Origin of the sequence: Arthrobacter sp. TB 23 (genome assembly GCF_000294595.1) — a bacterium.
Lineage (GTDB): Bacteria > Actinomycetota > Actinomycetes > Actinomycetales > Micrococcaceae > Arthrobacter_D.
Window position 1 is genome coordinate 1 of record NZ_ALPM01000013.1, and the last position, 23,950, is coordinate 23,950.

22 protein-coding genes and 1 pseudogene are annotated in these 23,950 nt (G+C 64.1%); 8 read left to right on the forward strand and 15 right to left on the reverse strand.

Annotated elements, in window-relative coordinates:
• From B384_RS20735 to B384_RS17350, 3 genes and pseudogenes are all read right to left on the reverse strand, one after another.
• Positions 1 to 560: pseudogene (locus tag B384_RS20735) on the reverse strand (HNH endonuclease); the annotation flags it as partial.
• 265 nt (positions 561 to 825) lie between these two features.
• The gene (locus B384_RS20435; RefSeq protein WP_019481363.1) at positions 826 to 975 is read right to left on the reverse strand and encodes a hypothetical protein; all 150 of its coding nucleotides are present in this window, start codon (positions 973 to 975) and stop codon (positions 826 to 828) included.
• A 120-nt stretch (positions 976 to 1,095) separates the two neighbouring features.
• Positions 1,096 to 2,211, reverse strand: a complete 1,116-nt coding sequence (locus B384_RS17350) for an ROK family glucokinase (RefSeq protein WP_019481364.1) — start codon at positions 2,209 to 2,211, stop codon at positions 1,096 to 1,098.
• Between the two features lie 136 nt (positions 2,212 to 2,347).
• Here B384_RS17350 and B384_RS0101450 point away from each other — a divergent pair, with 136 nt between their 5' ends.
• A complete protein-coding gene (locus tag B384_RS0101450) occupies positions 2,348 to 4,156 on the forward strand; it encodes an AMP-dependent synthetase/ligase (RefSeq protein ID WP_024477546.1) in 1,809 nt (602 codons plus the stop codon).
• A gap of 24 nt (positions 4,157 to 4,180) precedes the next feature.
• Here B384_RS0101450 and B384_RS0101455 read toward each other — a convergent pair whose 3' ends face one another.
• The 3 genes from B384_RS0101455 to B384_RS0101465 form a co-directional block, all read right to left on the reverse strand.
• Complete coding sequence (locus B384_RS0101455) at positions 4,181 to 5,581, reverse strand: mycothione reductase (RefSeq protein WP_019481366.1); 1,401 nt, start codon at positions 5,579 to 5,581, stop codon at positions 4,181 to 4,183.
• Positions 5,578 to 6,966, reverse strand: a complete 1,389-nt coding sequence (locus B384_RS17355; protein WP_019481367.1) for a MinD/ParA family ATP-binding protein — start codon at positions 6,964 to 6,966, stop codon at positions 5,578 to 5,580. The genes B384_RS0101455 and B384_RS17355 overlap by 4 nt, the downstream gene beginning before the upstream one ends.
• An 89-nt stretch (positions 6,967 to 7,055) precedes the next feature.
• Positions 7,056 to 10,463, reverse strand: a complete 3,408-nt coding sequence (locus B384_RS0101465; RefSeq protein ID WP_019481368.1) for a pyruvate carboxylase — start codon at positions 10,461 to 10,463, stop codon at positions 7,056 to 7,058.
• 311 nt (positions 10,464 to 10,774) lie between these two features.
• Between B384_RS0101465 and B384_RS0101470 the strand changes: the two genes are divergently transcribed.
• Positions 10,775 to 11,611 (forward strand): ParA family protein, encoded by an 837-nt coding sequence (locus tag B384_RS0101470; RefSeq protein WP_026040882.1) that lies wholly within the window; start codon positions 10,775 to 10,777, stop codon positions 11,609 to 11,611.
• An 85-nt stretch (positions 11,612 to 11,696) separates the two neighbouring features.
• Here the strand turns inward: B384_RS0101470 and B384_RS0101475 are convergent, their stop codons facing one another.
• The 5 genes from B384_RS0101475 to gcvH form a co-directional block, all read right to left on the reverse strand.
• Positions 11,697 to 12,290, reverse strand: coding sequence for a MerR family transcriptional regulator (locus tag B384_RS0101475; RefSeq protein ID WP_019481370.1), 594 nt, complete (start codon positions 12,288 to 12,290; stop codon positions 11,697 to 11,699).
• Between the two features lie 195 nt (positions 12,291 to 12,485).
• The gene (locus B384_RS0101480) at positions 12,486 to 12,995 is read right to left on the reverse strand and encodes a bifunctional nuclease family protein (RefSeq protein WP_019481371.1); all 510 of its coding nucleotides are present in this window, start codon (positions 12,993 to 12,995) and stop codon (positions 12,486 to 12,488) included.
• Between the two features lie 9 nt (positions 12,996 to 13,004).
• Positions 13,005 to 13,754: a transcriptional regulator FtsR gene (ftsR, locus tag B384_RS0101485; RefSeq protein ID WP_019481372.1), complete on the reverse strand. Its 750-nt coding sequence runs from the start codon at positions 13,752 to 13,754 to the stop codon at positions 13,005 to 13,007.
• A gap of 10 nt (positions 13,755 to 13,764) precedes the next feature.
• Positions 13,765 to 14,259, reverse strand: a complete 495-nt coding sequence (locus tag B384_RS0101490; RefSeq protein ID WP_019481373.1) for an FHA domain-containing protein — start codon at positions 14,257 to 14,259, stop codon at positions 13,765 to 13,767.
• A gap of 104 nt (positions 14,260 to 14,363) precedes the next feature.
• Positions 14,364 to 14,750 carry a glycine cleavage system protein GcvH gene (gene gcvH / locus B384_RS0101495; protein WP_019481374.1) on the reverse strand — a complete coding sequence of 129 codons (387 nt, stop codon included), beginning with the start codon at positions 14,748 to 14,750 and terminating at the stop codon, positions 14,364 to 14,366.
• A 136-nt stretch (positions 14,751 to 14,886) separates the two neighbouring features.
• On the opposite strand from gcvH, the gene B384_RS0101500 reads away from it, so the two are divergent.
• On the forward strand, positions 14,887 to 15,933 hold the full coding sequence (locus tag B384_RS0101500) for an ATP-dependent DNA ligase (protein WP_019481375.1): 1,047 nt from the start codon (positions 14,887 to 14,889) through the stop codon (positions 15,931 to 15,933).
• A gap of 18 nt (positions 15,934 to 15,951) precedes the next feature.
• On the opposite strand, the gene ligD is transcribed toward B384_RS0101500, so the two are convergent.
• From ligD to B384_RS20890, 4 genes are all read right to left on the reverse strand, one after another.
• The gene (gene ligD, locus B384_RS0101505) at positions 15,952 to 16,974 is read right to left on the reverse strand and encodes a non-homologous end-joining DNA ligase (RefSeq protein WP_019481376.1); all 1,023 of its coding nucleotides are present in this window, start codon (positions 16,972 to 16,974) and stop codon (positions 15,952 to 15,954) included.
• Between the two features lie 87 nt (positions 16,975 to 17,061).
• Positions 17,062 to 17,592 (reverse strand): DUF4395 domain-containing protein, encoded by a 531-nt coding sequence (locus B384_RS0101510; RefSeq protein WP_050994820.1) that lies wholly within the window; start codon positions 17,590 to 17,592, stop codon positions 17,062 to 17,064.
• Positions 17,573 to 18,016, reverse strand: coding sequence for a thioredoxin family protein (locus B384_RS17360; RefSeq protein WP_019481378.1), 444 nt, complete (start codon positions 18,014 to 18,016; stop codon positions 17,573 to 17,575). The genes B384_RS0101510 and B384_RS17360 overlap by 20 nt, the downstream gene beginning before the upstream one ends.
• Before the next feature lie 122 nt (positions 18,017 to 18,138).
• Positions 18,139 to 19,761, reverse strand: a complete 1,623-nt coding sequence (locus B384_RS20890; RefSeq protein WP_019481379.1) for a polysaccharide deacetylase family protein — start codon at positions 19,759 to 19,761, stop codon at positions 18,139 to 18,141.
• A gap of 780 nt (positions 19,762 to 20,541) precedes the next feature.
• On the opposite strand from B384_RS20890, the gene B384_RS0101525 reads away from it, so the two are divergent.
• From B384_RS0101525 to B384_RS0101550, 5 genes are all read left to right on the forward strand, one after another.
• A complete protein-coding gene (locus B384_RS0101525; RefSeq protein ID WP_019481380.1) occupies positions 20,542 to 21,243 on the forward strand; it encodes a type 1 glutamine amidotransferase domain-containing protein in 702 nt (233 codons plus the stop codon).
• 298 nt (positions 21,244 to 21,541) lie between these two features.
• A complete protein-coding gene (locus B384_RS0101530; protein ID WP_237715198.1) occupies positions 21,542 to 22,009 on the forward strand; it encodes a hypothetical protein in 468 nt (155 codons plus the stop codon).
• Positions 22,010 to 22,107: 98 nt separating this feature from the next.
• A complete protein-coding gene (locus B384_RS0101535; protein ID WP_035766159.1) occupies positions 22,108 to 22,806 on the forward strand; it encodes a Crp/Fnr family transcriptional regulator in 699 nt (232 codons plus the stop codon).
• A 107-nt stretch (positions 22,807 to 22,913) separates the two neighbouring features.
• Positions 22,914 to 23,456, forward strand: coding sequence for a carboxymuconolactone decarboxylase family protein (locus tag B384_RS0101540; RefSeq protein ID WP_019481383.1), 543 nt, complete (start codon positions 22,914 to 22,916; stop codon positions 23,454 to 23,456).
• Positions 23,457 to 23,620: 164 nt separating this feature from the next.
• Entirely contained in the window at positions 23,621 to 23,911 is a 291-nt protein-coding gene (locus B384_RS0101550) for a hypothetical protein (RefSeq protein ID WP_019481385.1), read from the forward strand.
• The last annotated feature ends 39 nt before the right edge of the window (positions 23,912 to 23,950 follow it).

A 23,950-nucleotide genomic window follows, 5' to 3' on the forward strand; every position in this document is an offset into this window, starting at 1 on the left:
ATCGCTTCCCCGACCACCGCCCACGCGTGACGGCGCGATAACCTGCCATCCTCCAACGCGGTCAGGGTGGCCCGGTAATCGCGGACCAGCAGCTCACTATGGTCAAGCAGGGAACCAGCGGTGCGCTCCGGCAGGCGCAGGGCCGCACCGATCTCCGACGCAGCCAGGGCGTGAGTGTGGTCCTGGTCTTCGGCCCACGAATGTTCCTCGGTTATCACGTCATGAAGGTGGGTGAGGGCTTTGGCTTCCTGCGCGTCGACCCAGGACCGCAACGCTGAGAGCGTCTTGAGCAGGTTCACGGTCTGCCCCGCGTTCAACGTCACCATCGCCGCGACCGATACCTGGCCAGACAACGGCACCGGAGCCCCCGGCCCGGTCGGAGCGGTCCAGGTCGCTTCCCCGCCCAGCGGACCGCCCGGACCGTACCCACCCGCATTCCCCGAAGCAGTGTTCGCGGACCCGCTCTCGAAGACGGAATCGCGGCCAGAACCGGGGCCAGAACCGGGGCCGGTTTCGGGGGAAAATCCCGATCCGGGAGCAGAAGCGTCGCTGCCTTTCATACCTCTATTCCATCATCGCCCACTGACAAAATAGGGGCCGATTCAGGGTCACCCGAAAAACTTTTTCAACTATTTTCGGGCCCACAGAACCATCACCGGACCGCCCCCTGGGCACCCGCTGCACCGAGAGATGCAGCGCATCAAGGTGCACGAGTCCGCTGGAGTCCACCGGTTGCAGCAGTGTACTCAGCGAAGCAGGGCCCGATAAAGCCGAACTTGGGGACACCGCGACTTGGCTGGCGGCCAGGGCTTTCTTCTTTAGGTCCTAGTGCCGTTCCCAAAGGACACTTCCCATCGTGATCACCATGGCTAGACCGGTAGCCCAAAGGTACTCAGACCCCTGCAGCGTCCGGATGATCGAGATGATCAGGAGTATTCCGGCAAGTACAAAGAGTGCCCATCGTCCGGTGCTCATTGCGGTTCCACTCAAAAGAGTCGATGCGTCTTGCAGTGTCAGCCGGTCATAGTTGCGCAACGCAACCAATAGCCTGCCGCTTATCGCTCAGGAGGACAGGAACGCCTAAGAAGCCCCGTTCTAGTTCCGGCCAGCGCGCCCGCGGCTCAACCGCGGACTCAACCTGGAGAGATCCGCCGCCCCCACCAACCCGGCAGAAGGCCCCAACGCTGCAGCTTCCACCCGCGCAGCCGGGCGGAACCCTCGACCCGTCAGGTTGCGGCCAAAAGCTCGCCGGGCCGGTTCCAGCAGCACATCTCCGGCAGCACCCAGTCCGCCGCCCACCACAAAGGTTCCCGGGTCCAGCGCAGCAGCCAGGTTGGCGAGCCCAAGCCCGAGCCACTGCCCGACGTCGTCGACCAGTTCCCGGCTCGCCGGGTCTCCTTCCAGCGCCAGCTTGGTGACGACGGCCCCGGTGATGAGCTGCGGGTCGCCGTCGACCTCCCTCAACAATGCCTGGGCTACCGGGGAGTTGGCGGTCGCAAGCTCCCGCGCCTCCCGCCCCAACGCGTTGCCTGAGGCGTACTGCTCCCAGCATCCCCGGTTTCCGCATTCACAGCGGTGACCCTGCGGCACGATGATCTGGTGGCCAAACTCCCCAGCCACCCCGAAACGTCCCCGCTCCAGGGCGCCGTCCATGATCATGGCTCCGCCGATGCCGGTGCCCAGGGTGATGCAGACCAACCGGCTCTCCCCCTGGCCTGCACCGAACCGCCATTCGGCCCACGCGGCGGCGTCGGCGTCGTTGACCACGGTCACCCTCCGCCGAAGGATCCGCTCCAGATTGTGGCGTAGGGGCTCATTGCGCCACGCCAGATGGGGGCTGAAGAGCACGGTCCCGTTGGTCAGGTCCATCCAGCCAGCGGCGCCGATCCCCACCGACCGGATCCGGTGGCCGACCGACAGCTCGGCTACCAGCTCGGCGATGATCGCTTCGACGTGCCTCGGATCGTGTCCGGGCGTATCCCTGCGGGATTCGGCGAGGATGTTGCCGTGGATGTCGACGACGCCGGCTGCCACCTTGGTCCCACCAATATCGATCCCGATCGCAAGCCCACGGCGCAGGAACGTGGGCGAATCTGGGTAGCCAGCGGTGAAGCCAACAGGCCGCCGTAGGGCACCCAGACCCCCGCCACCGGGGGCGCGGAGCTGACCCCGCAGCCGGGGCACTGCCGGGGCGTCCGTCTGCCTGATCATTGGTTGTCCTCCGCTGGATTGCCATCGGCGTTGCCCTACCGTTACCGATTCGTACATTACTGGAGAGTATTAACGTCGGTTGAACCTATAGGCTAATGAAATCCAGCAAGTTTTGGAGATATCAAAGGAGATAGTCGTGCGCGAATACAGCGTCCCCGTAATGGTGGACACGCCCCGTGACAGTAATATCACGGAGCTGGTTGTCAAACAGGCTGCAAAGCCGTCCAACCCAGCGTTGTTCTCCAAAAAGGACAACGCCGGAGAGTGGCAGAACATCCAGGCGACTGAATTCCTCGCTGACGTCCAGCTCCTCGCAAAAGGCCTGATGGCCAGCGGCGTCCAGGCCGGCGACCGCGTGGCGATCATGGCTCGCACCCGGTACGAGTGGTCGCTGGTGGACTTCGCGATCTGGTTTGCCGGAGCCATCTCAGTACCCGTCTACGAAACCTCATCACCCTCACAGGTGGGCTGGATCCTTGAGGATTCGGGCGCGGTCGCTGCCTTCGTCGAATCGGCCCGCCATGAGAACGTGGTGCGCCAGGCGGCAGCCGCAGCGAACATCCCCGGTGTTCAGCACGTGTGGCAGCTGGACAACAACGGCCTGGATCCCCTGCGCGGCGCCGGTACCGACATCGATGATCAAGCGCTGGAAGACCGCCGTCGGACCGCGGGGCTCGACGACGTCGCCACCATCATTTACACGTCGGGCACCACAGGCAAGCCCAAGGGGTGCGAACTGACGCACGGGAACTTCGTCGAGCTGTCGGTGAACGCCGGGGCAGCCCTCCCCGAGGTAGCCCACGAGGGTGCCCAGACCATCATGTTCCTCCCCCTGGCCCACGTATTCGCCCGGTTCATCTCCGTGTTGTGTGTGTCTGTCGGCGCTACCGTGGCCCACACCCCCGATGTCAAGAACCTGCTCCCGGATCTGCAGAGCTACAAGCCGTCCTTCATCCTCGCCGTCCCCCGCGTGTTCGAGAAGGTCTACAACAACTCGATGCTCAAAGCCGAGGACGGCGGCAAGGGCAAGATCTTCCACGCCGGCGCCAAGGTGGCCATCGAATGGTCCAAAGCCGACCAGGCCGGCAAGGTACCGCTGGCGCTCAAGGTGAAACACGCGGTCTTTGACCGGATCCTCTTCAGCAAGATCCGCGAAGCCATGGGCGGCCGCGTGGAGCATGCCGTCTCCGGCGGCGCACCACTGGGCGACCGGCTGGGCCACTTCTTCCACGGCATTGGCCTGATGGTCCTCGAGGGGTACGGCCTCACCGAGACCACGGCACCAATCACCGTGAGCACACCGAAGAAGATCAAGATCGGCATGGTCGGGGCGCCGCTTCCCGGCAACGCAGTGAAGATTGCCGACGACGGCGAAATCCTCGCCAAGGGCGTCTGCGTGATGCGCGGCTACTACAAGCGCGATGACCTTACCGAAGAAGCCTTCGCCGACGGCTGGTTCCGCACGGGCGATATCGGCGAGCTGGATGGCGACGGGTTCCTGAAAATCACCGGTCGCAAGAAGGAAATCATCGTCACCGCGAGTGGCAAGAACGTCATCCCCGCACAGCTGGAAGACACCATCAGATCCAACGCCCTGGTATCGCAGTGCGTTGTCGTCGGCGATCACCGGGCCTTCATCTCGGCCCTGATCACCCTTGACGAAGAGGCTCTGCCGGGCTGGCTTGAGCGCCACCAGCTACCCAAGAACACCACCGTGGCTCAGGCCGCCGAACACCCACTGGTTACCGCCGAAGTGCAGCAACTGGTGGATCAGGCCAACGCGAACGTCTCACAAGCCGAGTCAATCAAGGCGTTCAGAATTGTGGCCACCGACTTCACCGAGACCAGCGGGCACCTGACCCCATCCCTGAAGATCAAGCGGGCCCAGGTCCTGAAGGATTACTCCTCGGTGGTCGAGGGCATCTACTCGGCCCCTCGCGCCTAGCGCAGCCAGAAATCGGTAGCTGATTTACCCGGTCTTCAGGGACAGTAGAGCGTTCTCGACTACTTCCGTGAGGGCCGGGTGAATCCAGTACTGTCCGCTGGCCATGGTTTGGGCATCGAGTCCGAAGGACATCGCCTGGATGATCGGCTGGATGATCATCGACGCCTCGTGGCCCATGACGTGGGCGCCGAGAATCATGCCGGTGCGCTGGTTGGCGATCAGCTTCACAAACCCGATGGTGTCCTCCATCGCCCAGCCGAACGCAGTCGACCCGTATTGCTGGACGGCAACAGTAATCTCAAAGCCTTCAGCCTCGGCCTTCGCCAGTGCTTCAGCTTCGGTCAGGCCGACAACTGCGACCTGAGGGTGCGTGAACACCGCCGCCGGGACAAACCGGTGGTCACTGGTGCGCAGACTGCCAGGATGGATCAGGTTGTGCGAGACGACCCGTGCCTCATGGTTGGCGACGTGTTTGAGCTGGAACCGGTTGCTGACGTCACCCAGGGCCCATAGCCCGTCGATAGGCGAACCGTCGCGGAGGACCCGCTGGTGTCCGTCCACGACCAGGCGACCCTCAGTATCGAGATCGAGCCCGACGTCGGCGGCTCCCAACCGGTCGGTGTTCGGCACCCTGCCGATGGCCACCAGCACGACGTCGACGTCCAGTTCCTGACCTTCGGGTCCGTCGATTACCGCGTGCACGGATCCGTCGTCGTTGGCGGTCAGTGAGGCGACGGTGTGATTGAGGACGACGTCCCACCGGCGAAGCGCCTCCGCGGTGAACGCTTCCGAGACGGAGTCGTCGAGGGTACGTAACAGGCTGCCGGAGCGGTTAACCATGGTGACAGCTGAGCCAAATGCGCCGAAGATGTGAGCGAATTCGGCGGCAATGTAGCCGCCGCCGATGATGAGGATCCGCGCCGGCAACTCATCCAACCGCATGATGGTGTCCGAGGTATGCACCTGCGGAAGGGTGATTCCCGGAATGTCCGGTAGCACCGCCCGTGATCCCGCTGCGATGACGATCTGGTCCGCGTGGATCTCCTCGCCCGTCGCGGTGACGAAGGACTTCTCCCCCGTGAACCGCACGTATTCCTGGTACAGGGTGACGTTGTCCAGCTCGTCTGCCCGGTATCGTCTGCCGTCCCGGGAAATCGCGTCGATCCGAGAGAAGATGCGGTCCCTGATGGCCCTCCACCTGACGTCGCGGAGCTCAAGGTCGACACCGAGTGACTGCGCCTCTTGTGCCCCGGTGGCCAGTTCGGCAGGAAAGACGAACATTTTGGTCGGTATACAGCCGACGTTCAGGCAGGTCCCGCCGAACACGCCGCCGTCGATCAACGCCACTTTTCGGTCATCCCAGTCGGGGGTGATCAGGCTGTTGCCGGAACCGGAACCGACTATCGCCAGGTCGTAGTGAGTCACTGCAGTTCGTCGACGACCAGCGCCGCAAGTTCGACGACAGCATCCCGCGTTGCCGGTTTCAGCCGGGCCAGGTCCACCTGTGAACCTTCTGCCAGATGACGGTCGTAGGGAATGCGGACAACGGTGCTGACTCGGGACCGGAAGTGCTCTTCGATTTCGGTCACGTTCACCTGGGTTCCGTTCCCGGAGGACAGGTTGATCACGACGATGGCACTAGCCACCAGGTCGTGGCGTCCGTGTGCCTCGAGCCAGGACAGGGTTTCGGAAGCCAGCCGGGCCTCGTCCACACTTCCGCCGGAAACCAGCACGACGGCGTCGGCCTTCTCGAGGGTTCCCTTCATCACCGAGTGCACCATGCCGGTGCCCGAATCGGTCAGCACAATCGAGTAGTAGCGACTCAGGATATCGGTGACCGCGCGGTAGTCGGCGTCGTCGAATGCCTGGGCGATTGCCGGGTCCGTATCGGAGGCCAGCACATGCAGCCGGGACCCTTCGCGAGCCACATAGCTGGAGAGCTGGGCGAAGGAATCCACCATGAACCGGTTCTGCACCAACTGGCGGGCTGTGAAGTCGGCCTTGCCGGGCGAACGATCGGAGAGCGTCCCCCGGTCCGGGTTGGCGTCCATCGCAATGATGCGGTCCTCGCGGACCTGGGCCAGCGTCATGCCAAGCAGCGTGGTGACAGTGGTCTTTCCCACCCCGCCTTTCCGCGACAGCACAGGAACATAGCGGGTGCGCTCCCCCAACCGCACCGAAATCCGGTGCTCCAGTGCGCGGCGGATCCGGACGGCGTCAGAATCGCCGAGGTTCAGATAGCCAAAGCTCAGCGTATGGAGGAGCTTGCGCCAGCCGTCAACAGGGGGACGCTTCGTTACCTCAAGGAGCCGCTCAGACGTCAGTGAGGCGGCGGTTTCAGGACCGGTTTCCTTCTGCCGGCGGGCGCTGCGCGCTTCAGTGGTCTCAGCGGCTGGCCGCTCGACCGGGGGCGTGGCAGTAGCCGAGGGGAACCAGCCCGCAAGATCCGCCGCCGGCTCAGCCGCCGCAGAAACTGTAGGCGTCGCGGAAACTGAAGGCGTCGCAGGAGTTTCCGGCGCCTTAGCCGCAGGCGCGGCCAGCACCGACGGCACCGCGGATGGCAGTGCCGGGGCGTCGGCGTTCCCGAGGGGCAGCGCCGAGGTGTAGTCGACCGGAAGGCCGGTCAACGCTCCATGATCGGTCGCCAACTCGTGGTCAACCGATCCTCGACCCTCGGGATCGCGACCCACGGAGACGGAAGCATCCGCGTTGTCCCCGGCGTGAGGAGAATCAGTCTCCGGTAGGTCGGACTGAGTGTCGTCGGATGGGTCAATGTCCGGGCCGGTACCGGACGGATCTTGCGGGGCCATAGTTCCTCACAGGTTCGAAGATGGCGCGCCAAATGCGCCGTGGTCTCCAGCCAAACACTAGCGCACCAGAACCCGCACGGCCGTACCGGCTAGGCGGTCTCGATCACCATCAGCAGATCCCCGCCCTGCACCTGGGAGACGGCGTCGACGGCGATCCGCTTGACCGTGCCTGCCACCGGTGAGGTGATTCCGGCTTCCATCTTCATCGCTTCGATCGTGGCGATCGTCGCGCCCTGCTCAATGGTGTCCCCCTCGGCAACCGTGACGGTGACAGCACCGGCGAAAGGCGCAGCGATCTGGCCCGGCGCCGACTTGTCCGCCTTCTCCGCCGCCTTGACATCACTGTGGATGCTGCGGTCACGCACGACGACGGGTCGCATCTGCCCGTTCAGCGTGCACATCACCGTGCGCATCCCCTTCTCATCAGGCTCCGACACCGCGCTGAGGGTGGCGATCAGCCGGACACCCTTTTCGAGCGGGATAACGTGCTCGCTGCCCTGCTGCAAGCCATACAGGTAGTCGCGGGTGTCCAGGACCGACACGTCGCCGTAGGTTTCCCGGGTGGCCAGGAAATCCTTGGTGGGGCCGGCGAACAGCAACCGGTTGAGGGTCGCGCGTCGGACTTTCGAATCCCCGGTCAGCGCGGCCAGGTCTTCGGCACTGATCTCCGCGTCGCGGACCTTGATTTCGCGGCCCTGCAGGGCCTTGGTGCGGAAGGGCTCTGGCCACCCGCCGGGAGGATCCCCGAGTTCCCCGCTGAGGAAACCGATCACCGAATCGGGGATGTCGTAGTTTTGCGGATTCTCCTCGAAGTCGGCGGGATCCACGTTGGTCCCCACCAACTGCAACGCGAGATCCCCCACCACCTTCGACGACGGGGTGACCTTCACGAGCCGCCCAAGTATCCGGTCCGCCGCCGTGTACATGTCCTCGATAGCTTCAAACCGTTCCCCGAGGCCCAGGGCGATGGCCTGCTGGCGAAGGTTGGACAGCTGGCCACCCGGAATCTCATGCCGGTACACCCGACCTGTAGGTCCTGGCAGCCCCGACTCGAACGGGGCATACACGCGGCGGACTGCCTCCCAGTAGGGTTCCAGCGAGCAGATATCCGCCAACGAAATCCCGGTATCCCGTTCAGTATTGGCCAGGGCCGCGACCAGTGCCGACGCCGAGGGCTGGCTCGTGGTCCCCGCGAGGGAGGCGCTGGCGACGTCGACGGCGTCCACTCCCGCGTCCACGGCGGCGAGCAGCGTGGCCAGCTGGCCGCCGGCGGTGTCGTGGGTGTGGAGATGAACGGGCAGGTCAAAACGCTCACGCAGGGCAGTGACGAGCTGGGCGGCTGCCGCTGGCCGCAGCAGGCCGGCCATGTCCTTGATCGCCAGGATGTGGGCGCCCGCGTCGACGATCCGCTGCGCCAACTCGAGGTAGTACTCCAGGGTGTAGAGCTTCTCCTCGGGGTCGAGCATGTTGGAGGTGTAGCAAAGGCCAACCTCGGCCACCGCGGTACCGGTGGCACGGACCGCGCGGATGGCTGGTTCCATCTGGGAGACGTCATTGAGTGCGTCGAAGATCCTGAAGATGTCGATGCCGGTCTCGGCTGCCTCCTTCACGAAGGCCTCGGTGACCTCCTCGGGGTACGGGGTGTAACCGACCGTGTTCCGGCCTCGCAGCAGCATCTGCAGGCAGATGTTTGGCAGTTCCTTGCGCAGGGCTGCGAGACGCTCCCACGGTTCCTCACCGAGGAACCGGAGTGCGACGTCGTACGTGGCACCGCCCCACGCCTCAACGGACAGCAACTGGGGTGTCCGGCGGGAGACGGCGTCGCCGGCGGCCACCAGGTCACGGGTGCGGACCCGGGTGGCGAGCAGCGACTGGTGCGCGTCGCGGAAAGTGGTGTCGGTGACGGCGACGGCTTTCTGGGCACGGAGCTCGGCAGCGAACTTCTCGGGACCGAGTTCCTGCAGCCGCTGACGCGACCCCGGCCCTGGGGGCGCCTCGCCCTCACCAGCAACGGGCAGCTTGTCGGCGGGGTCAATCTCCACGAGCCGCTCACCGTGGGGCTTGTTGACTGTCACATCTGCCAGCCAGGTCAGCAGCTTGGTCCCGCGGTCTGCAGAGACCCGGGCGGTGAGCAGTTCGGGGCGTTCGTCGATGAAGTTGGTCGCGACGTCGCCGGCGATGAAGTCGGGATCGTCAAGGACGGCCTGCAGGAAGGAAATGTTGGTCGACACCCCTCGCACCCGGAATTCGGCCAGGGCGCGTCGGGCCCTGGTCACGGCCGACTTGTGATCGCGACCACGGCAGGTCAGTTTCACCAGCATCGAATCGAAGTGCGGACTGATTTCAGCGCCCGCGTAGACGGTGCCGCCGTCGAGCCGCACCCCGGCGCCGCCAGCGGACCGGTAGGCGGTGATCTGTCCGACGTCGGGCCGGAAACCGTTGGCGGGGTCCTCGGTGGTGATGCGGCTCTGCAGGGCAGCACCCCGCACCTGGACGCTGTCCTGGCTCAGGCCAAGGTCCGCGAGGGACTCACCCGCGGCGATGCGCAGCTGCGCCTGCACCAGGTCGACGTCGGTGATCTCCTCGGTAACGGTGTGCTCCACCTGGATGCGGGGGTTCATCTCGATGAAGACATGCTGACCCGCCCGCTCCCCCACCGTGTCGACGAGGAACTCGACGGTGCCCGCGTTGACATAACCTAGGGCGGTGGCGAAAGCGACCGCGTCCCGGTGCAGGGCCTGCCGGATGCCCTCATCAAGGTTCGGAGCTGGAGCAATCTCGATGACTTTCTGGTGCCGGCGCTGAATGGAGCAGTCCCGCTCGAACAGGTGCATCACATTGCCCTGCGCGTCCGCGAGGATCTGCACCTCAATGTGGCGGGGACGGAGCACCGCCTGTTCCAGGAACATGGTCGGATCACCGAACGCGGAGTCGGCTTCCCGCATGGCAGCCTCGAGGGCCTCGGGCAGCGCCTCCCGCTTGTCGACGCGGCGCATTCCGCGACCGCCACCGCCAGCAACCGCCTTCGCGAAGATGGGAAACCCGATCTCGTCAGCCGCGGCGATCAGCTCATCCAGGTCGGCGCTCGGCTGGGATGACTTCAGGACCGGGATGCCTGCCTTGCGGGCGGCCTCCAGCGCATGCACCTTGTTGCCCGCCAGTTCCAGCACATCGGCTGGCGGTCCGACGAAGGTGATGCCGGCCCTTTCGGCGGCCCGGGCGAGTCCCGGGTTTTCCGACAGGAAACCGTAGCCCGGGTAGATGGCGTCACACCCGGATTCCTTGGCGACGCGCACAATTTCGTCTACGTCCAGGTAGGCGCGGACCGGGTGACCCTCTTCACCAATGAGGTAAGCCTCGTCTGCCTTCTGCCGGTGGATCGAGTTGCGGTCCTCGTACGGGAACACAGCAACCGTCTTTGCCCCCACCTCAAAGCCAGCCCTGAAGGCGCGGATGGCAATCTCGCCACGGTTTGCTACCAGAATCTTCGAAAACATTGCTCTCCTGCGTCCGTGCATCTCACCAATGGATACGTGCGTCCGTGTCCTGCATCACGGCAATCCTCACCCTACCGCGCTGTGACGTCGACCTCTTAACCTTTCTCAACATCTGACCGGCGTCCCGGGCACCGCTGACTTCGGAACCCCTACCGCTCACCTATGATGGAACGGTAGGTCGACCGCCATTGATGCGGAACTGACCAAACCCAGACGAAATAGGGGCCGCCGGCTCAAACTGCTGCCCAGGATTCCCGCTGGCGCGACGTCCGGCAGCCGCGCACACGAGATGTTAGGTATTGGTTTAACAAGTGCAAGTAGTGAGCATCAGCAGCCTCAAGGGCGGTGTCGGCAAGACGTCCGTGACTCTCGGATTGGCCTCGGCAGCGCTTGCCGCTGGAATCCCGACCCTGGTCGTTGATTTGGACCCGCATGCTGACGCCACCACCGGTCTGGGTGTGAGATCCGCTGATCAACTCGATATCGGCCGTCTGCTGAAGATTGCGCGTCGCGGCGACCTCGGAGCCAACGTGGTGCCCAGCGGTTGGGTGGCTTCGGCCATCCAACAGAACCCGCCGTTGTCGGGGAAGGCACCTGTTCTCGACGTCGCAGTGGGCTCCGCCTACTCGGGTATTTACGACCGACCAGATCTGGGACGGCGGGATCTGCGACGGCTCACCACCCTGCTGTCGCGTCTGGAGGGTTATGGGCTGGTCCTCATCGATTGCCCGCCATCCCTCAACGGGCTGACCCGGATGGCGTGGACCGCCAGCAACCGGGTGCTGCTGGTCGCCGAGCCGAGCCTGTTCTCGGTGGCAGGCACAGAGCGGACCATGCGGGCTATCGAGCTGTTCAAACGAGAATTTGCGCCGAATCTGTCCACCGCCGGGATTGTCGCCAACCGGGTACGTCCCGGTTCGAACGAGCACGCGTTCCGCCTCGCGGAAATGCGCCAAATGTTTGGTGATCTCCTATTGAGTCCCACCATTACTGAGCAGGCGAACTGGCAGCAGATCCAGGGTGCCGCCCACTCGGTGCACCATTGGCCGGGCGAATCGGCGCGCAATGCCGCCGGCTACTTTGATGAGTTGCTGAAAAACCTGGTGGATTCCGGCCGGCTGAGAAGCCGGGTGGCCCGACGCGCCTGAGGGAACGAGGTGACTCGCTTAGCTCAGGGGGCTCTCGCTTGCTCGAAGGGGGCCTCGCCTAATCCATAGGTGGGTTAGCTAGGCCCTAGCTGATCTTGCGGGTGGCCCGGCGCTTGCTGAGTTCATCGTCGGGGAAGTCCTGATCGGCTGCGTGTTCGCTGGGGAGGGCCGCGAGGCTGCCTTCCACCTCACGCCAGACCTTGCCGACAGCAATACCAAATACGCCCTGGCCACCCTGGACCAGGTCGATGACTTCCTCGGCCGAGGTGCACTCGTAGACGCTGGCGCCGTCGCTCATCAGGGTGATCTGGGCTAGATCCTCGACGCCGCGTTCGCGGAGGTGCTCAATTGCGGCGCGGATCTGCTGGAGGGAGACGCCTGTGTCGAGCAGTCGTTTGACGACCTTCAATACCAGGATGTCCCGGAAACCGTACAGTCGCTGGGTGCCCGAACCGGAGGCGCCTCGGACTGCTGGTTCCACGAGGCCAGTCCGGGCCCAGTAGTCGAGCTGGCGGTACGTGATGCCGGCCGCTTTGCAGGCTGTGGGACCGCGGTAGCCAGCATCTTCATCAAGGACGGGGAGATCTTCGGTGAACAGCAGGCCCTGCGCACTGGCCGGGATCCCGGATCCGGACGCAACCGCGTTGGAACCCGTACCGGCGTCGCCTTTGGGACTCACGTGCTGCCTCCTCGTTCTGATAACCGTGGGAATACTTGGACGGTAGGCACTGGGCACGCACCGGATTCTCAGGGTTTGCTCTCAAGTCTGCCCTGAGTTAATGGGTAGTGCAATGAAACCGTATGCTTCGACGTTAGATCGCCGGGCACTCCAGGTCAAAGATGCAGGGCATAAAGAGTTTGGCGTGTCGGAACCTTAACGTTCGAAATCCTCGGGTTCCACGTCGGCGAGGAACTCGCGGAACTGGCGCAACTCCCGTTCGGCGTTGACTGGGGGCGCAGCGGGCGTATCGTCGTCGTCGTCGTCAGCTGCCTCGGTGATCTCCACGCCCGCCTCGTCCAGGACAGAGACGGCGCAGTAGATGGGGCAGGGGACGCGCAGGGCGACCGCGATGGCGTCGGATGCGCGAGAGCTCACCGCCGTGCCGTCGTCGAACACCAGCTCTGCGTGAAAAACGGTATCTTCGACGGAGATCAGCCGGACCTGGCTGATCTCGCGGCCGAGGGCGCTGACCACGCTGACGAGGAGGTCGTGGGTCATGGGCCGGGGCGGGACAATGCCTTGCTGAACGAAGGCGATTGCGCTGGCTTCCGGGGCGCCAATCCAGATCGGGATGTGGCGTTCCCCCTTGGTTTCCTTCAGCAGCACCAGGGGCTGGTTGGAGGGCAGTTCGATTCGGACTCCGACGACTTCTACTTCAAGCATTGCGGCCCCCTAGCTATCCATACGGGAAATGTGGCCCTGTACCAACGCTGTGTGCAGGTTCAGGCACAGCTCGCTGATTTCGCGGGCCATTTCGGCGGCGCGTGCCTTGGAGGCCACGTCCCGACGGGAAGCGACGGGTGTCACAACCCGCTCAACGAGGCCCAGTTCGCGGTCAGCTGCGGCGCGGAAAGGGCGGAGGTGCCGGGGTTCGATCCCGTGGCCCTCCAGCAATACGCATGCCCGGGTGACGCGGAGGGCATGTTCGTCGAAGCGGCCGTCAACCGGGGCGATCAGGCCAAAGCCCACCAGATCGAGCACCAGGGCGTGCCTGGCGCCGGCCTCGGCCGTCAGAGTTTCGAGGGTCAGGGAGCGGGTGTGGGAGTGCAGGTCGCGGGACATCTGGTCCGAGACCATCCGCGGGGACAGGGTCATACCGCCGGGCAGCGATTCCGGCTTCTCACCGCGGTCGATCGCGTCCACGTAGTCCTTGATGACCTTCAGCGGCAGGTACTGGTCCCGCTGCAGTGCCAGCACAAAGCGGAGGCGCTCCACATCATGCGGCGCGTACTTCCGGTATCCGGCCCGGGTGCGCTGAGGGGAGATCAGCCCTTTTTCCTCCAGGAACCGGATTTTGGACGCAGTGATCTGCGGGAAGTCCCCGGACAGTTCGGTGAGGACCTCGCCGATGTTGAGCACATTGCCGTGGACTCGTTCTGGTGCGAGTCCTACGGTGCGCCGAGCTGGCTGGGGTGAGGGCATGCAGCGGGACCTATTCCTGTCCGAGAGGCTGAACTGGTGACTGCTGTGGCGCTGCTGTCCGGGCACTGTAGAAGGTCAGGCGGAACTTGCCAATCTGGATTTCGTTGCCGTTGCGCAACGCAACCTTGTCCACCCGGTCGTTGCTGACGTAGGTGCCGTTGAGGCTACGGGTATCCAGCACGGTGAATCCGCTGTCGGTCCGCTCAAACTGGGCGTGCTTACGGGACACCGTAACGTCGTCGAGGAAGATATCAGCGTTGGGGTGGCGTCCGACCGTTGTCACGTCCTGGTCCAGGAGGAAGCGGGCGCCGGAATTGGGGCCGGTATGAGCCACGAGCAAGGCAGAGGTGCTGGGCAGCGCGGCGACCGCCGCCTGCTCTTCCGGGGACAGCTTTGGGTCCACTGCGGTGGGGGCTAGCGCCGGGATTCCAATTGTGGTGGTCTCCGGCGACGGCGCCTGATTTTCTCTTCCGCCATACGTGGCCGCGTTCTCGTTGCCAACCATGGTGTTCCTCCCCAAAATATGTGGCCAACCAGTCGAACGACCGGTTGGCCACCGTGTCCTTGCAACGGTGATCTTGCCTAGTTGTGCCGGACGAGCCGGTACCCCTAGCCTACCTGCTGTGAGTAATCCGATGAACTCAGAAGCTCATCCACGACGGATGGATCGGCGACCTTGATTTCAAGGAGCCACCCCTCACCGTAGGGATCAGAGTTGATGAGCGCGGGATTGTCCTCAAGGGCCTCATTTCGGGCCACCACCTCACCGGTCACAGGCGCGTAGATGTCGCTGACGCTCTTGGTGGATTCCACCTCACCGACGACGTCGGCTGCGGTCACCGGCGAGCCGGCCTCCGGCATCTGGACGTAGACGACGTCGCCCAGAGCGTCCTGCGCGAAGTCCGTGATGCCGACGCGGACCACACCGTCGGTACTTGGCGGGGTCACCCATTCGTGCTCAGCCGTGTAGTGAAGGTTATCTGGAACGTTGCTCATGGGCAGCCTTTCGTCGTACTCCGGTGTGACTGGGCGCGACGTCCGCTGGATGCCACTGATCGAGTATAGGCATAGTGATTGGACGATGGGCAGGGGTGGACTACCCTCAGCTCGCCGAGTGAGGAAAGATCAGTTCATGACCGATCTCCCCTTCCCCGTTCAGCCCATGCTCGCCAAAGCCGTCAGCGATGTGCCTGAGCCGGACAGTGTGGCTGGCGGCCTGCTGTACGAACCGAAATGGGACGGATTCCGAGCCATCATCCACCGTGATGGCGACACCCTGGAGATCGGCAGCCGCGGGTCGAAGCTGCTCACCCGGTATTTTCCGGAACTGGTTGAGGCGCTGAAGGTGTCCCTTCCGGAGCGCTGCGTGGTCGACGGCGAGATTGTGGTCCGCACCGGCTCCCCCGGCAATGAGCGGCTGGACTGGGAGGCGCTGTCGCAGCGCATCCACCCCGCCGACAGCCGGGTCAGGTTACTGGCCGAGGAAACACCCGCCTCGTTCGTCGCTTTCGATCTGCTGGCTGCTGGGTCGAAGGATCTGATGAGCTCACCGTTCGCTGAGCGTCGGGCCGCCCTGGAGGGCATTGCTGGTGCGTTCGCTGCCCCTGTCCATGTGTCTCAAACGACCGACGACGTAGAGCTCGCCCGCCGTTGGCTGGTCGAGTTTGAGGGAGCTGGGCTCGACGGCGTCGTCGCCAAGCCGCTGGACGCCGGATATGAGCCTGGCAAGCGCCGCATGCTCAAGATCAAGCATCACCGCTCCGCCGACGTCGTCGTCCTCGGTTACCGGGTGCACACCAGCGGCGCCGGTGTCGGGTCCCTGCTGCTGGGGCTGTACGACGACGGCGAACTGCGCAATGTGGGCGGCGCGTCGGCGTTCACCAACAAACGCCGGCTGGAGCTGGTCGATGAGCTGGCGTCCGACGTCGTGCGCGATGCTTCAGGTGAGCCTGTCCGTGGGGAAACCGATCGAAGCCGGTTCGCTTCCGGCAAGGATGTGTCCTTTGTGCGGCTGCACCCGCGGCGGGTGATGGAGGTGCGCTATGACCAGATGGAGGGCTCACGCTTCCGTCATACGGCCCAGTTTTCCCGGTGGCGGCCGGACCGCGACCCCGAGTCCTGCACCTTCGACCAGTTGGAGGTCCCGGTGGCGTATGACCTGAATGAGGTCCTCGCCTAGAGAATAAAACCCGAGAACCTACTTGTCCTTCTTCGCTCTGCTGGGCTGGACGCGGGAGGGCTCCCCCGGCATCTTCGGGTAGTCCGGCGGGAAGGGTAGCTCGCCGAGACCGGAGTCAAGGTCGCGCTGCCACCAGTCAAGCAGTTTGTCGATGGTGCCGGGCTTTTCGTGGAAGCTGGCCCACGGATCGCCGACGGTTTTCAGCCGTTCGGGCACCGTGAGGACGGTGAAGTTCTTCGGGTCGGCGCTCTCCAGCTCATCCCACCCAATCGGGCAGGAGACCGGTGCGTGGGCCAGGGCCCGCGGACTGTAGGCGCCGGCGATGGTGCGATCCCGGTTGGCTTGATTGAAATCGACAAACACCTTCTCCCCACGTTCCTCTTTCCACCACGCGGTGGTGACGGCGTCGGGCATGCGGCGTTCCAGTTCGCGGGCTGCCGCGATCACCGCATGGCGGACGTCGAGAAACTCCCGGACCGGCTCGATCGGGGCAAAGACGTGGAGCCCCCGGTTGCCGGAGGTTTTGATGAAGGCGTTGAGTCCGGCCTCCTCGAGCACCTTGCGCAGTTCGATTGCGGCGGGGACGGCGTCGTCAAAATCGGTTCCCGGCTGGGGATCCAGGTCGATGCGCAACTGGTCAGGGTTGTCGGAGTTCTCGGCCCGTGACGGCCAGGGGTGGAAGACGATGGTGTTCATTTGGGCTGCCCAGACGGCGGCGGCAGGTTCATCGATGACGAGTTGCGGGTGGGATCGGGCGCTCGGGTAGATCACGGGCACCGATCGGATGTAGTCGGGTGCACCCTTGGGCGGGTTCTTGGAGAAGAACTGTTCGCCGTCGATCCCGTCCTTGAACCGCTGCAGGGCGAGGGGGCGGTCGCCGTTGGCAGCGACGAAGGCCTCCCCCACCTCGACGAGGTATTTGGCGAGGTCGAGCTTGGTGATACCGAGATCGGGCCAGAGCACCCGGCTGGGACTGGAGATCCGCACGTCGCGGGTGCCGTGGGGTCCGTCAACGGACAGGACTGTTGCCTCAGATGCCATGGCTCCAACATACTCCGGGGTACCGGCCTTGTCCGCTGAAGGTGTCAGGACCGGTCGTGAGACAGTGATTCGTTTGAGCTGCCTCGCTCAGGCGCCGGCGAGTCCGCCTCGTGGCCGGATGAGCCCGGCCTGCGCCAGGACCAGGTACAACTGGCAGCCGAGGCACAGTCCGAACGCTGCGTTCAGGAACGCGGCGACGAACGCGGCACCTCCGGCGATTGGAAGCGCCCACGGGACGGCTGCGAGGTACAGCAGCAGTCCCATCGTCACCACAATGAAGCCGACCACCTGAGCAAAACGTGGCAGTCGAGGGTCTTCACGATCGACCGGCGGTGTGAGCCGGGGGCTGAGAACCTTGCGGAACAGCACGCCCCAGAGAGCGGTCCGTGGGGACGTGAAGCCCCAGGCGAACAGGATGGCGGTGATCGCAAGCATCATAAACCCGGGGTCGGACACCTTTTCCGCGAGACTCAGGCGCGGAGTCGCGTCCGCCGTCAGGAGGGCGAAGAAGGTGCCGACCAGCAGCAGGCAGGCCGTCAACGCGGCCGCAAACCGTGGGCCACGAGGGTAAATACCGGGGAGAGGTGTGGTCGAGGGGTTATGAGGCAAGGCGGTCATCGCCGGGTCCTTCCAGGGTGTCAATTTCGGCACGGATGGACGCCACTGATACCGCGCCCGCGTAGCGTGCAGCGACATCGCCGTTCGGATTGACGACGAGCACGGTAGGGGTTTGCATCACCTTCAGCCGCGAGGCGAGATGTGGCCGGTGGGTGAGGTCGACGTCGGTGTACACGACGCCGTCGTAATCCCTGAACGTGTTTGTGAGGGCCCGTCGTACGCCAGGGCAGCGGGAGCAGTAAGCGGTGCTGAACTGGACCACTGTCGCGCGTTCGCCCAGGACCGCGAGGTCCACGTCCGCCGGGGCGATCTCCCCCACCTGCACGGAGCGCTTGCCGCCAGACCGGTGACGCATGGCCAGTCCGATGCCGAGGGCACCGAGGACCAGCACAACGACGATAGCGGCGGCCACGAAAGGGTTCACTCTTCCAAGATACGACCGCATACCCCGGACTGAACCTGGCGGCGTCACAGTTCGTCGTATGCACACCGCCGAGGGAGGCTACAAGTCGGCCGGGTGACGCGGACCGGTGATGCGGCACTCCATCAGTCCAGCAGAGCCTCCACCGTGACGAAGCCGTAGCCCCTGGCGCGCAACCCTTCGATGATGCAGGGCAGGGCGGCGGCGTCGAGGGTGGTGCCGTCGTTCGGGTTGGAACCCACGTGCATCAGAACGATCTGGCCGGGACGGGCCGTGTTCAGGACCCGCTGGCACACAATCGAGGCGGTGATGCCGCCGGATGTCCCTCGCCAGCCCAGCGTGTCCACCGTCCAACGGAACGGAACGTAACCGAAACCGTTGACGACGTCGATGTCGAGCTGAGTCCGATCGCCGTAGGGGAACCGGAAGTAGGGCATGGTCGTCTTGCCGGTGAGCGGCCAGATGGCGGCCTCCGCTCGCGCCAGGTCGAGCCGGATGGCCTCGTTGGTGAGCTGCGAGAAATACGGGTGGGTGTTGGAGTGGTTGCCGACGGGGTATCCGTCAGCTGCCATGGCGCGCACGCTCGCAGGATATGCACGCGCGAACTGGCCGGTCACGAAGAAGGACGCCGTCGCGTCATACCGGTCGAGAGTGTTGAGGATGGAGGTCACCCCCGCATTGGAGGCACCGCCGTCAAAGGTAAGCGCCACGACGGGGCGCGTCGTGGGGAAGGACTCCCAGTCGGTGTCATCCCACCTGGTGGGGACGGATGGCCATGGTACGAATGCGGCATTGGGGCCCCTGTACTTTGCGGGATAGGCATACAGGGCGCCGTCCGTCCGCACCGCCCAGATCGTCTGGGCGCGAGGATCGAGCTGAGTGGCGAAGATCTTCGGGAAGGCGGACCACCCCGTTCCGATCTGTGTCATGGGGAACGATGTGCCGCTGGACGAGGCGGCATAGAGGCGCAATCTGGCCTCGCTGTCCACAACGAGCAGATCAGAGCGGCCGTTCTTGTCCCAGTCGCCCGCTCCCACGACCTGGCGCATGGGGAGCCAGCCTCCACCCAGTCTGATACGGGGAAGGAAGCTACCGGTGCCGTTGGTCGGGTAGACGTGCATGATGCCGGCCATATCGGTGGCCGCGACAGCGGGATACCCGTTGACGGACTGCTGCACCGGCGTCCACGTCCGCATGCTCAGCCAACCATGGCCGATCTGGCGCGCAGCGAGGAATCCACCCGAACCGTTGCCCGGATACAGCATCAACCGCCCGTCCTTGAAGCGTGCGATCAGGTCGAGGGCACCGTCACGATTCCAGTCCACGCCACCCTGGACGCTCTCGGCGACCAGCCAGCCGTTCCCGATCTGGCGGGGGGACGCGAAACGCTCCCGAGCGTTGGCCGCGTAATAGAGGAGTCGGCCGTCGGGCGCAATCAGCATCAGATCGCTGAAGCCGTTGCCATCCCAGTCGCCGACCGAGATCGTTCGTGAGGCTGTCCATCCATGCCCAATCCGGTAGGGCGACGAAAAGCCGATGGAGGGGTTGGACGGCAGAGTCTGCGCTGGCAGTGCGGCAGGTGACTCCTCGACGGTCATCCCTGGAGCGGTGTAGGCCGGCGCTGCGACCGCGGTCCCCGTGGGAACCACACCGGTCAGTACGAGCCCTGACACGAGGCCACCCACGATGACGCTCCGCTTCGCAGCCGCCGCGCCCGCACGCCATCTCGCGATGATGCTCCCGCTCATGATTTTGCCCTTACCTCTCGAGTCGCAAGTTGAGGGACTTTCCTGCTCATCTGCTATCTAACTCCGTTGGGCCCGATTGGATTAGGGTCTTTCGTCCGTGGTCTGCTCACCTCACCGGTAGCGCCGCACTACTTCCCCCGTTACCGTTTTCGTAGCCCGTTTCTGGTGCAGGATGTGGGTGTGCTGGCCTGCTGGCCCCGGCATGATTGCCGCCCCCAGTCACTGATGATCCAGGAGGTGTTGTCACCGGGGTTGGCAGGTGCCAGAGAGACCGCTAATAGAGGCAGGTTTGAACGGCATCGACAACGGTTGTGAGTGCACGGCACCTGCTCGCGCTTCGGTTAGGACGCAGCGCTCGTCGAGGGCTCGGCGCATGTCCGTGGTGATTGGCCCTATTGCCTTCGGGAGGGGCCCCGCGATCAGACGTGGCATCTTGCCGGAACAACCCGCCTCCGCGTGTCGCGCGCTCGCCATCCACGAACCAAGGAGGGCTGCGACGTCGTCGGCGAGCGGTTTGCAGGCCGGCCACACCGCAGTGACGGCGGATAACGGGGAATACCCACGTTGCGGGGCTGGTTGAGCGGGGTAATGAGACTTCTTCCCACGCAGCCCGTGCCTGAATTCGATCTGGCCGCGTGGAGCCGCCTGACCACGCCAGCTTCGTGATCCTGCGGACCGTCTCAGGCAAACCCTATGCCCCCACTGAAGGGGTCCAAGCACAGGTTCCTTCACAGGGGTCCGTGCATGGGTCTACCTGCTATCACAAAGGAGAAAAACACCATGGCAAAGATTCTGATGGTCGTTTCGGCCGCTGATTCCCTGACGATGAAGGACGGTAGTCAGCACCCTACCGGGGTGTGGGCCGAGGAACTGGTGGTTTCCCACCGGACCCTCCTCGGCGCCGGACACACGGTCCACATCGCCTCCCCTGGCGGGGTGAAGCCGACGTTCGACCAGGTCAGCCTCGCCCCGGAAATGGCCGGAGGGCAGGAGAAAGTCGATGAGTTCCGGGAGTACATCACCTCCATCGACGATGAACTATCCGCACCGCTGGTCCTCGCCGAAGTGGACGCCGCGATTTATGACGCTGTGGTCCTGCCAGGCGGGCACGGCCCGATGGCTGACCTGTTTCAGAACGAGGACCTTGGCCGCATCCTGATCGCCGCCAACGACAGCGGGCGAATCATCGCTCCGTTCTGCCACGGTCCTGCCGGATTGCTCAGTGCAGTGGACGGAAACGGAAGGTTCGCCTTCGAGGGCCGGCGGATGACCGTGTTCACCAACAAAGAGGAGCTATCCGGGGGAACCGGGGAGAACACCCCGTGGTTCGTGGAGACCGCATTGCAGGAGCAGGGCGCCGTAGTGGAGCTGGGCGCTGACTGGTCATCCTTCGTGGTGCGCGACGGCAACCTGATTAGCGGCCAGAACCCCCAATCCAGCCACGACCTCGCCCTCGCCGTCATCAACGCCCTAGCCGAATAAGCCAATCACCGCAGGGGGCGAATAGGGCGCGGTCTGCGGCAAACACCCTCCGAAGTGCCCGCCACCGCTGTTCCACCAAGGTCGGCCGCGCCCTAGTTCGGGAACGATCCCGGGGCACCCCCCGGCGCTGGCGCTGCTGGGCTGGCGGGGGTGCGCTGGAGGTCCCGGGTGGGCCCGGCACCCAGCAACAGCCAGGCCCACGAATTAGTCGCCTGATGCCCACTGTGTCCTAGATTGCAGAACTCTGAGTTCTGGCGTGTCTATCGTCTGTAAGTACCACTGATAGGAAGGCAAGGACATGAGTTCAGCACATAGCGAGACGCGGGCGAAAAGATCCGCAACTGACCCCGGCACCTCCACCGGAACCCGTGTTATGGCCGGGGCCTTGGGCGGTCTTGCCGGCGGGATCGTATTCGGGATTCTGATGTCCACCATGGGAATGCTGAGCATGATTGCCTCACTGGTTGGCTCAAACTCGGCGATCGTCGGTTTCCTGGTCCATTTGACGATTTCGGTGTTGATCGGACTCACCCTGACGGTACCCGGTGCTGGATTGCTGAGAAAGGGCTTGATTATCAGCGCCGTCGTGGGCGGCGTCTATGGCATGCTGTGGTGGGTTCTTGGCCCGCTGCTGATCATGCCGACCATAATGGGCATGCCCATTTTCGCCCTCGACGCGGGGTCTGGTGTCTCATTGATGGGACACGCGGTTTATGGCCTTATTCTGGGACTGGTAGCGGCCCTCATTATCCGACGTGGCCGGTGACCACGCCGAACCTGGTGGCCGCCTGCTCAACCACCATTGTCTCCGCAGCTGGCAAAACAGCGACGGTTTGGGCGCCACATGAACGGGAGAGAGAACCCTTGACCGAATCCGGGGAGCCCTTCAGCTGCCTCAACGCCGTGGAGCTTTTCGCTGACCTCACAGCCGAGGACATGGATGCTCTCGACAGGGTGTCTCCGCCCCGGCTCTTTCACAGTGGTGAAATCCTCTTCAGCCAGAGTCAGCCCATCCAGGCCCTGTTCATCCTCAAAGCAGGGCGGATCCGGATTTTCCGGGTAGCCGAGGATGGGAAAACTCTCACCATTGCAATCCTTGAACCCGGCGCGGTGTTCGGCGAGATGGTGCTGATAGGCATGCAAATGTACGACAACTATGCCGAAGCGCTCGAAGAATCAACGGTGTGCCAGCTCAGCGCAGCAGATGTCGAAAACCACTTCCTTTCAAACCCCAAACTGGCGGTGAAAATCTCCCGCCTACTCGGCGAACAAGTCGCCAGGTTGGAAGAACGTCTCACCGACATGGCACTGCGGCCCCTTTCAGCCCGAACCGCAGCGACCTTACTCAAACTCGCCGACGCGGCCCCACGCAGCAGGTTCACGCACTCGGTAGCCGTGAAACTCACCCATGAACAACTTGCTGGACTGCTCGGAGCAACCCGCGAAGCCACCAGCAAAACCATGTCCGACTTCGCCGCCAAAAAACTGCTCCGGCAAGGCCGCGGCCGGATCATCATCGAAGACGCCGAAGGACTGCGCCGAATTTCCCGCACCACCTCCTAACCCCTCGGGCGCCGGCATATCAGCCCCAACGTCAGACCTTCTGTGGTGCCCGCGAAAGCCCCTCCACCGAAAACTTTCCTGTAGTCGATACCCAAAGAAGGAGCACCATGACCCGCGTTACCGTCCACACTCCCGAAACCGCTCCCAAGGAAAGCAGCAACGAACTCGCTGCTTTGGGGAAACAGTTCGGGAAAGTCCTGAACATTCACGGCGCCATGGCCCACTCCCCCGTTGTCCTGCAGTCCTACGTCGCCCTCCAGCAGGTCATCGGTGACTACGGTACCTTCGACGCGCGCACCAGAGAAGCCATTGCTCTGGTAGTCGGCAACGTCGACGAGTGCACCTACTGCCAGTCCGCGCACACCGTGGGCGCCAAAGCCGCTGGACTCAGCGAGGATCAGACCATCGCCATCCGCAACGGCAATATCGACTTCGACGACAAACTCTCAACCCTGCTGGAACTAACCCGGCAGGCCACCGCGAACAAAGGGTCCGTCAAGGACGCAGACTGGCAAACCGCCCTGGACGCCGGATGGTCAGACACCGAACTCACGGAACTCTCCACCCACGTGGCCCTGAACCTGTTCACCAACTACTTCAACCACCTCCTCGACACCGACCTCGACATCCCAGCCGCACCCAGCCTCTAACTCCTCGCAAACCCATGTAGACCCTGCCGTCCGTTCGCGGCAGGGTCTACATGTCCTCCAACCCTGTAATGAGATAGCTACTGATGACGGCCTTCTGGTCATGGGTGCCGGGATGCAGGCCCGGGAGACCCCCTTTGTCATTGGCCGGGGCTATCCTCGTGTCCATGGTGCACAAGTTCCACGGCGACAGTTGGGGCCTGGCTCCCGGTGCCCGCAACTGGCGGCGGCCCCTGCAGGTGAATGCACCTGACCCGGCGGACGTGCATACCACCAAGGCAACGATCCCGCTGTGGACCGACCTTACCTACGCTGACGGCGGCACAGCCACGGTCAAGGCCTTCGCCCTCGGGTGGACCGACGCAGCCGTCCGCATCCAACGGGTTGAGAAGAGCCTCGCCCGGTACGTCTGGGTGGATGCCAGTAAGGTGCGTCGGCGGGTTCTGGAACGAAAATAGTCCCGGCGCAGATAACCCACGGGCAAAGAAAAACCCGCC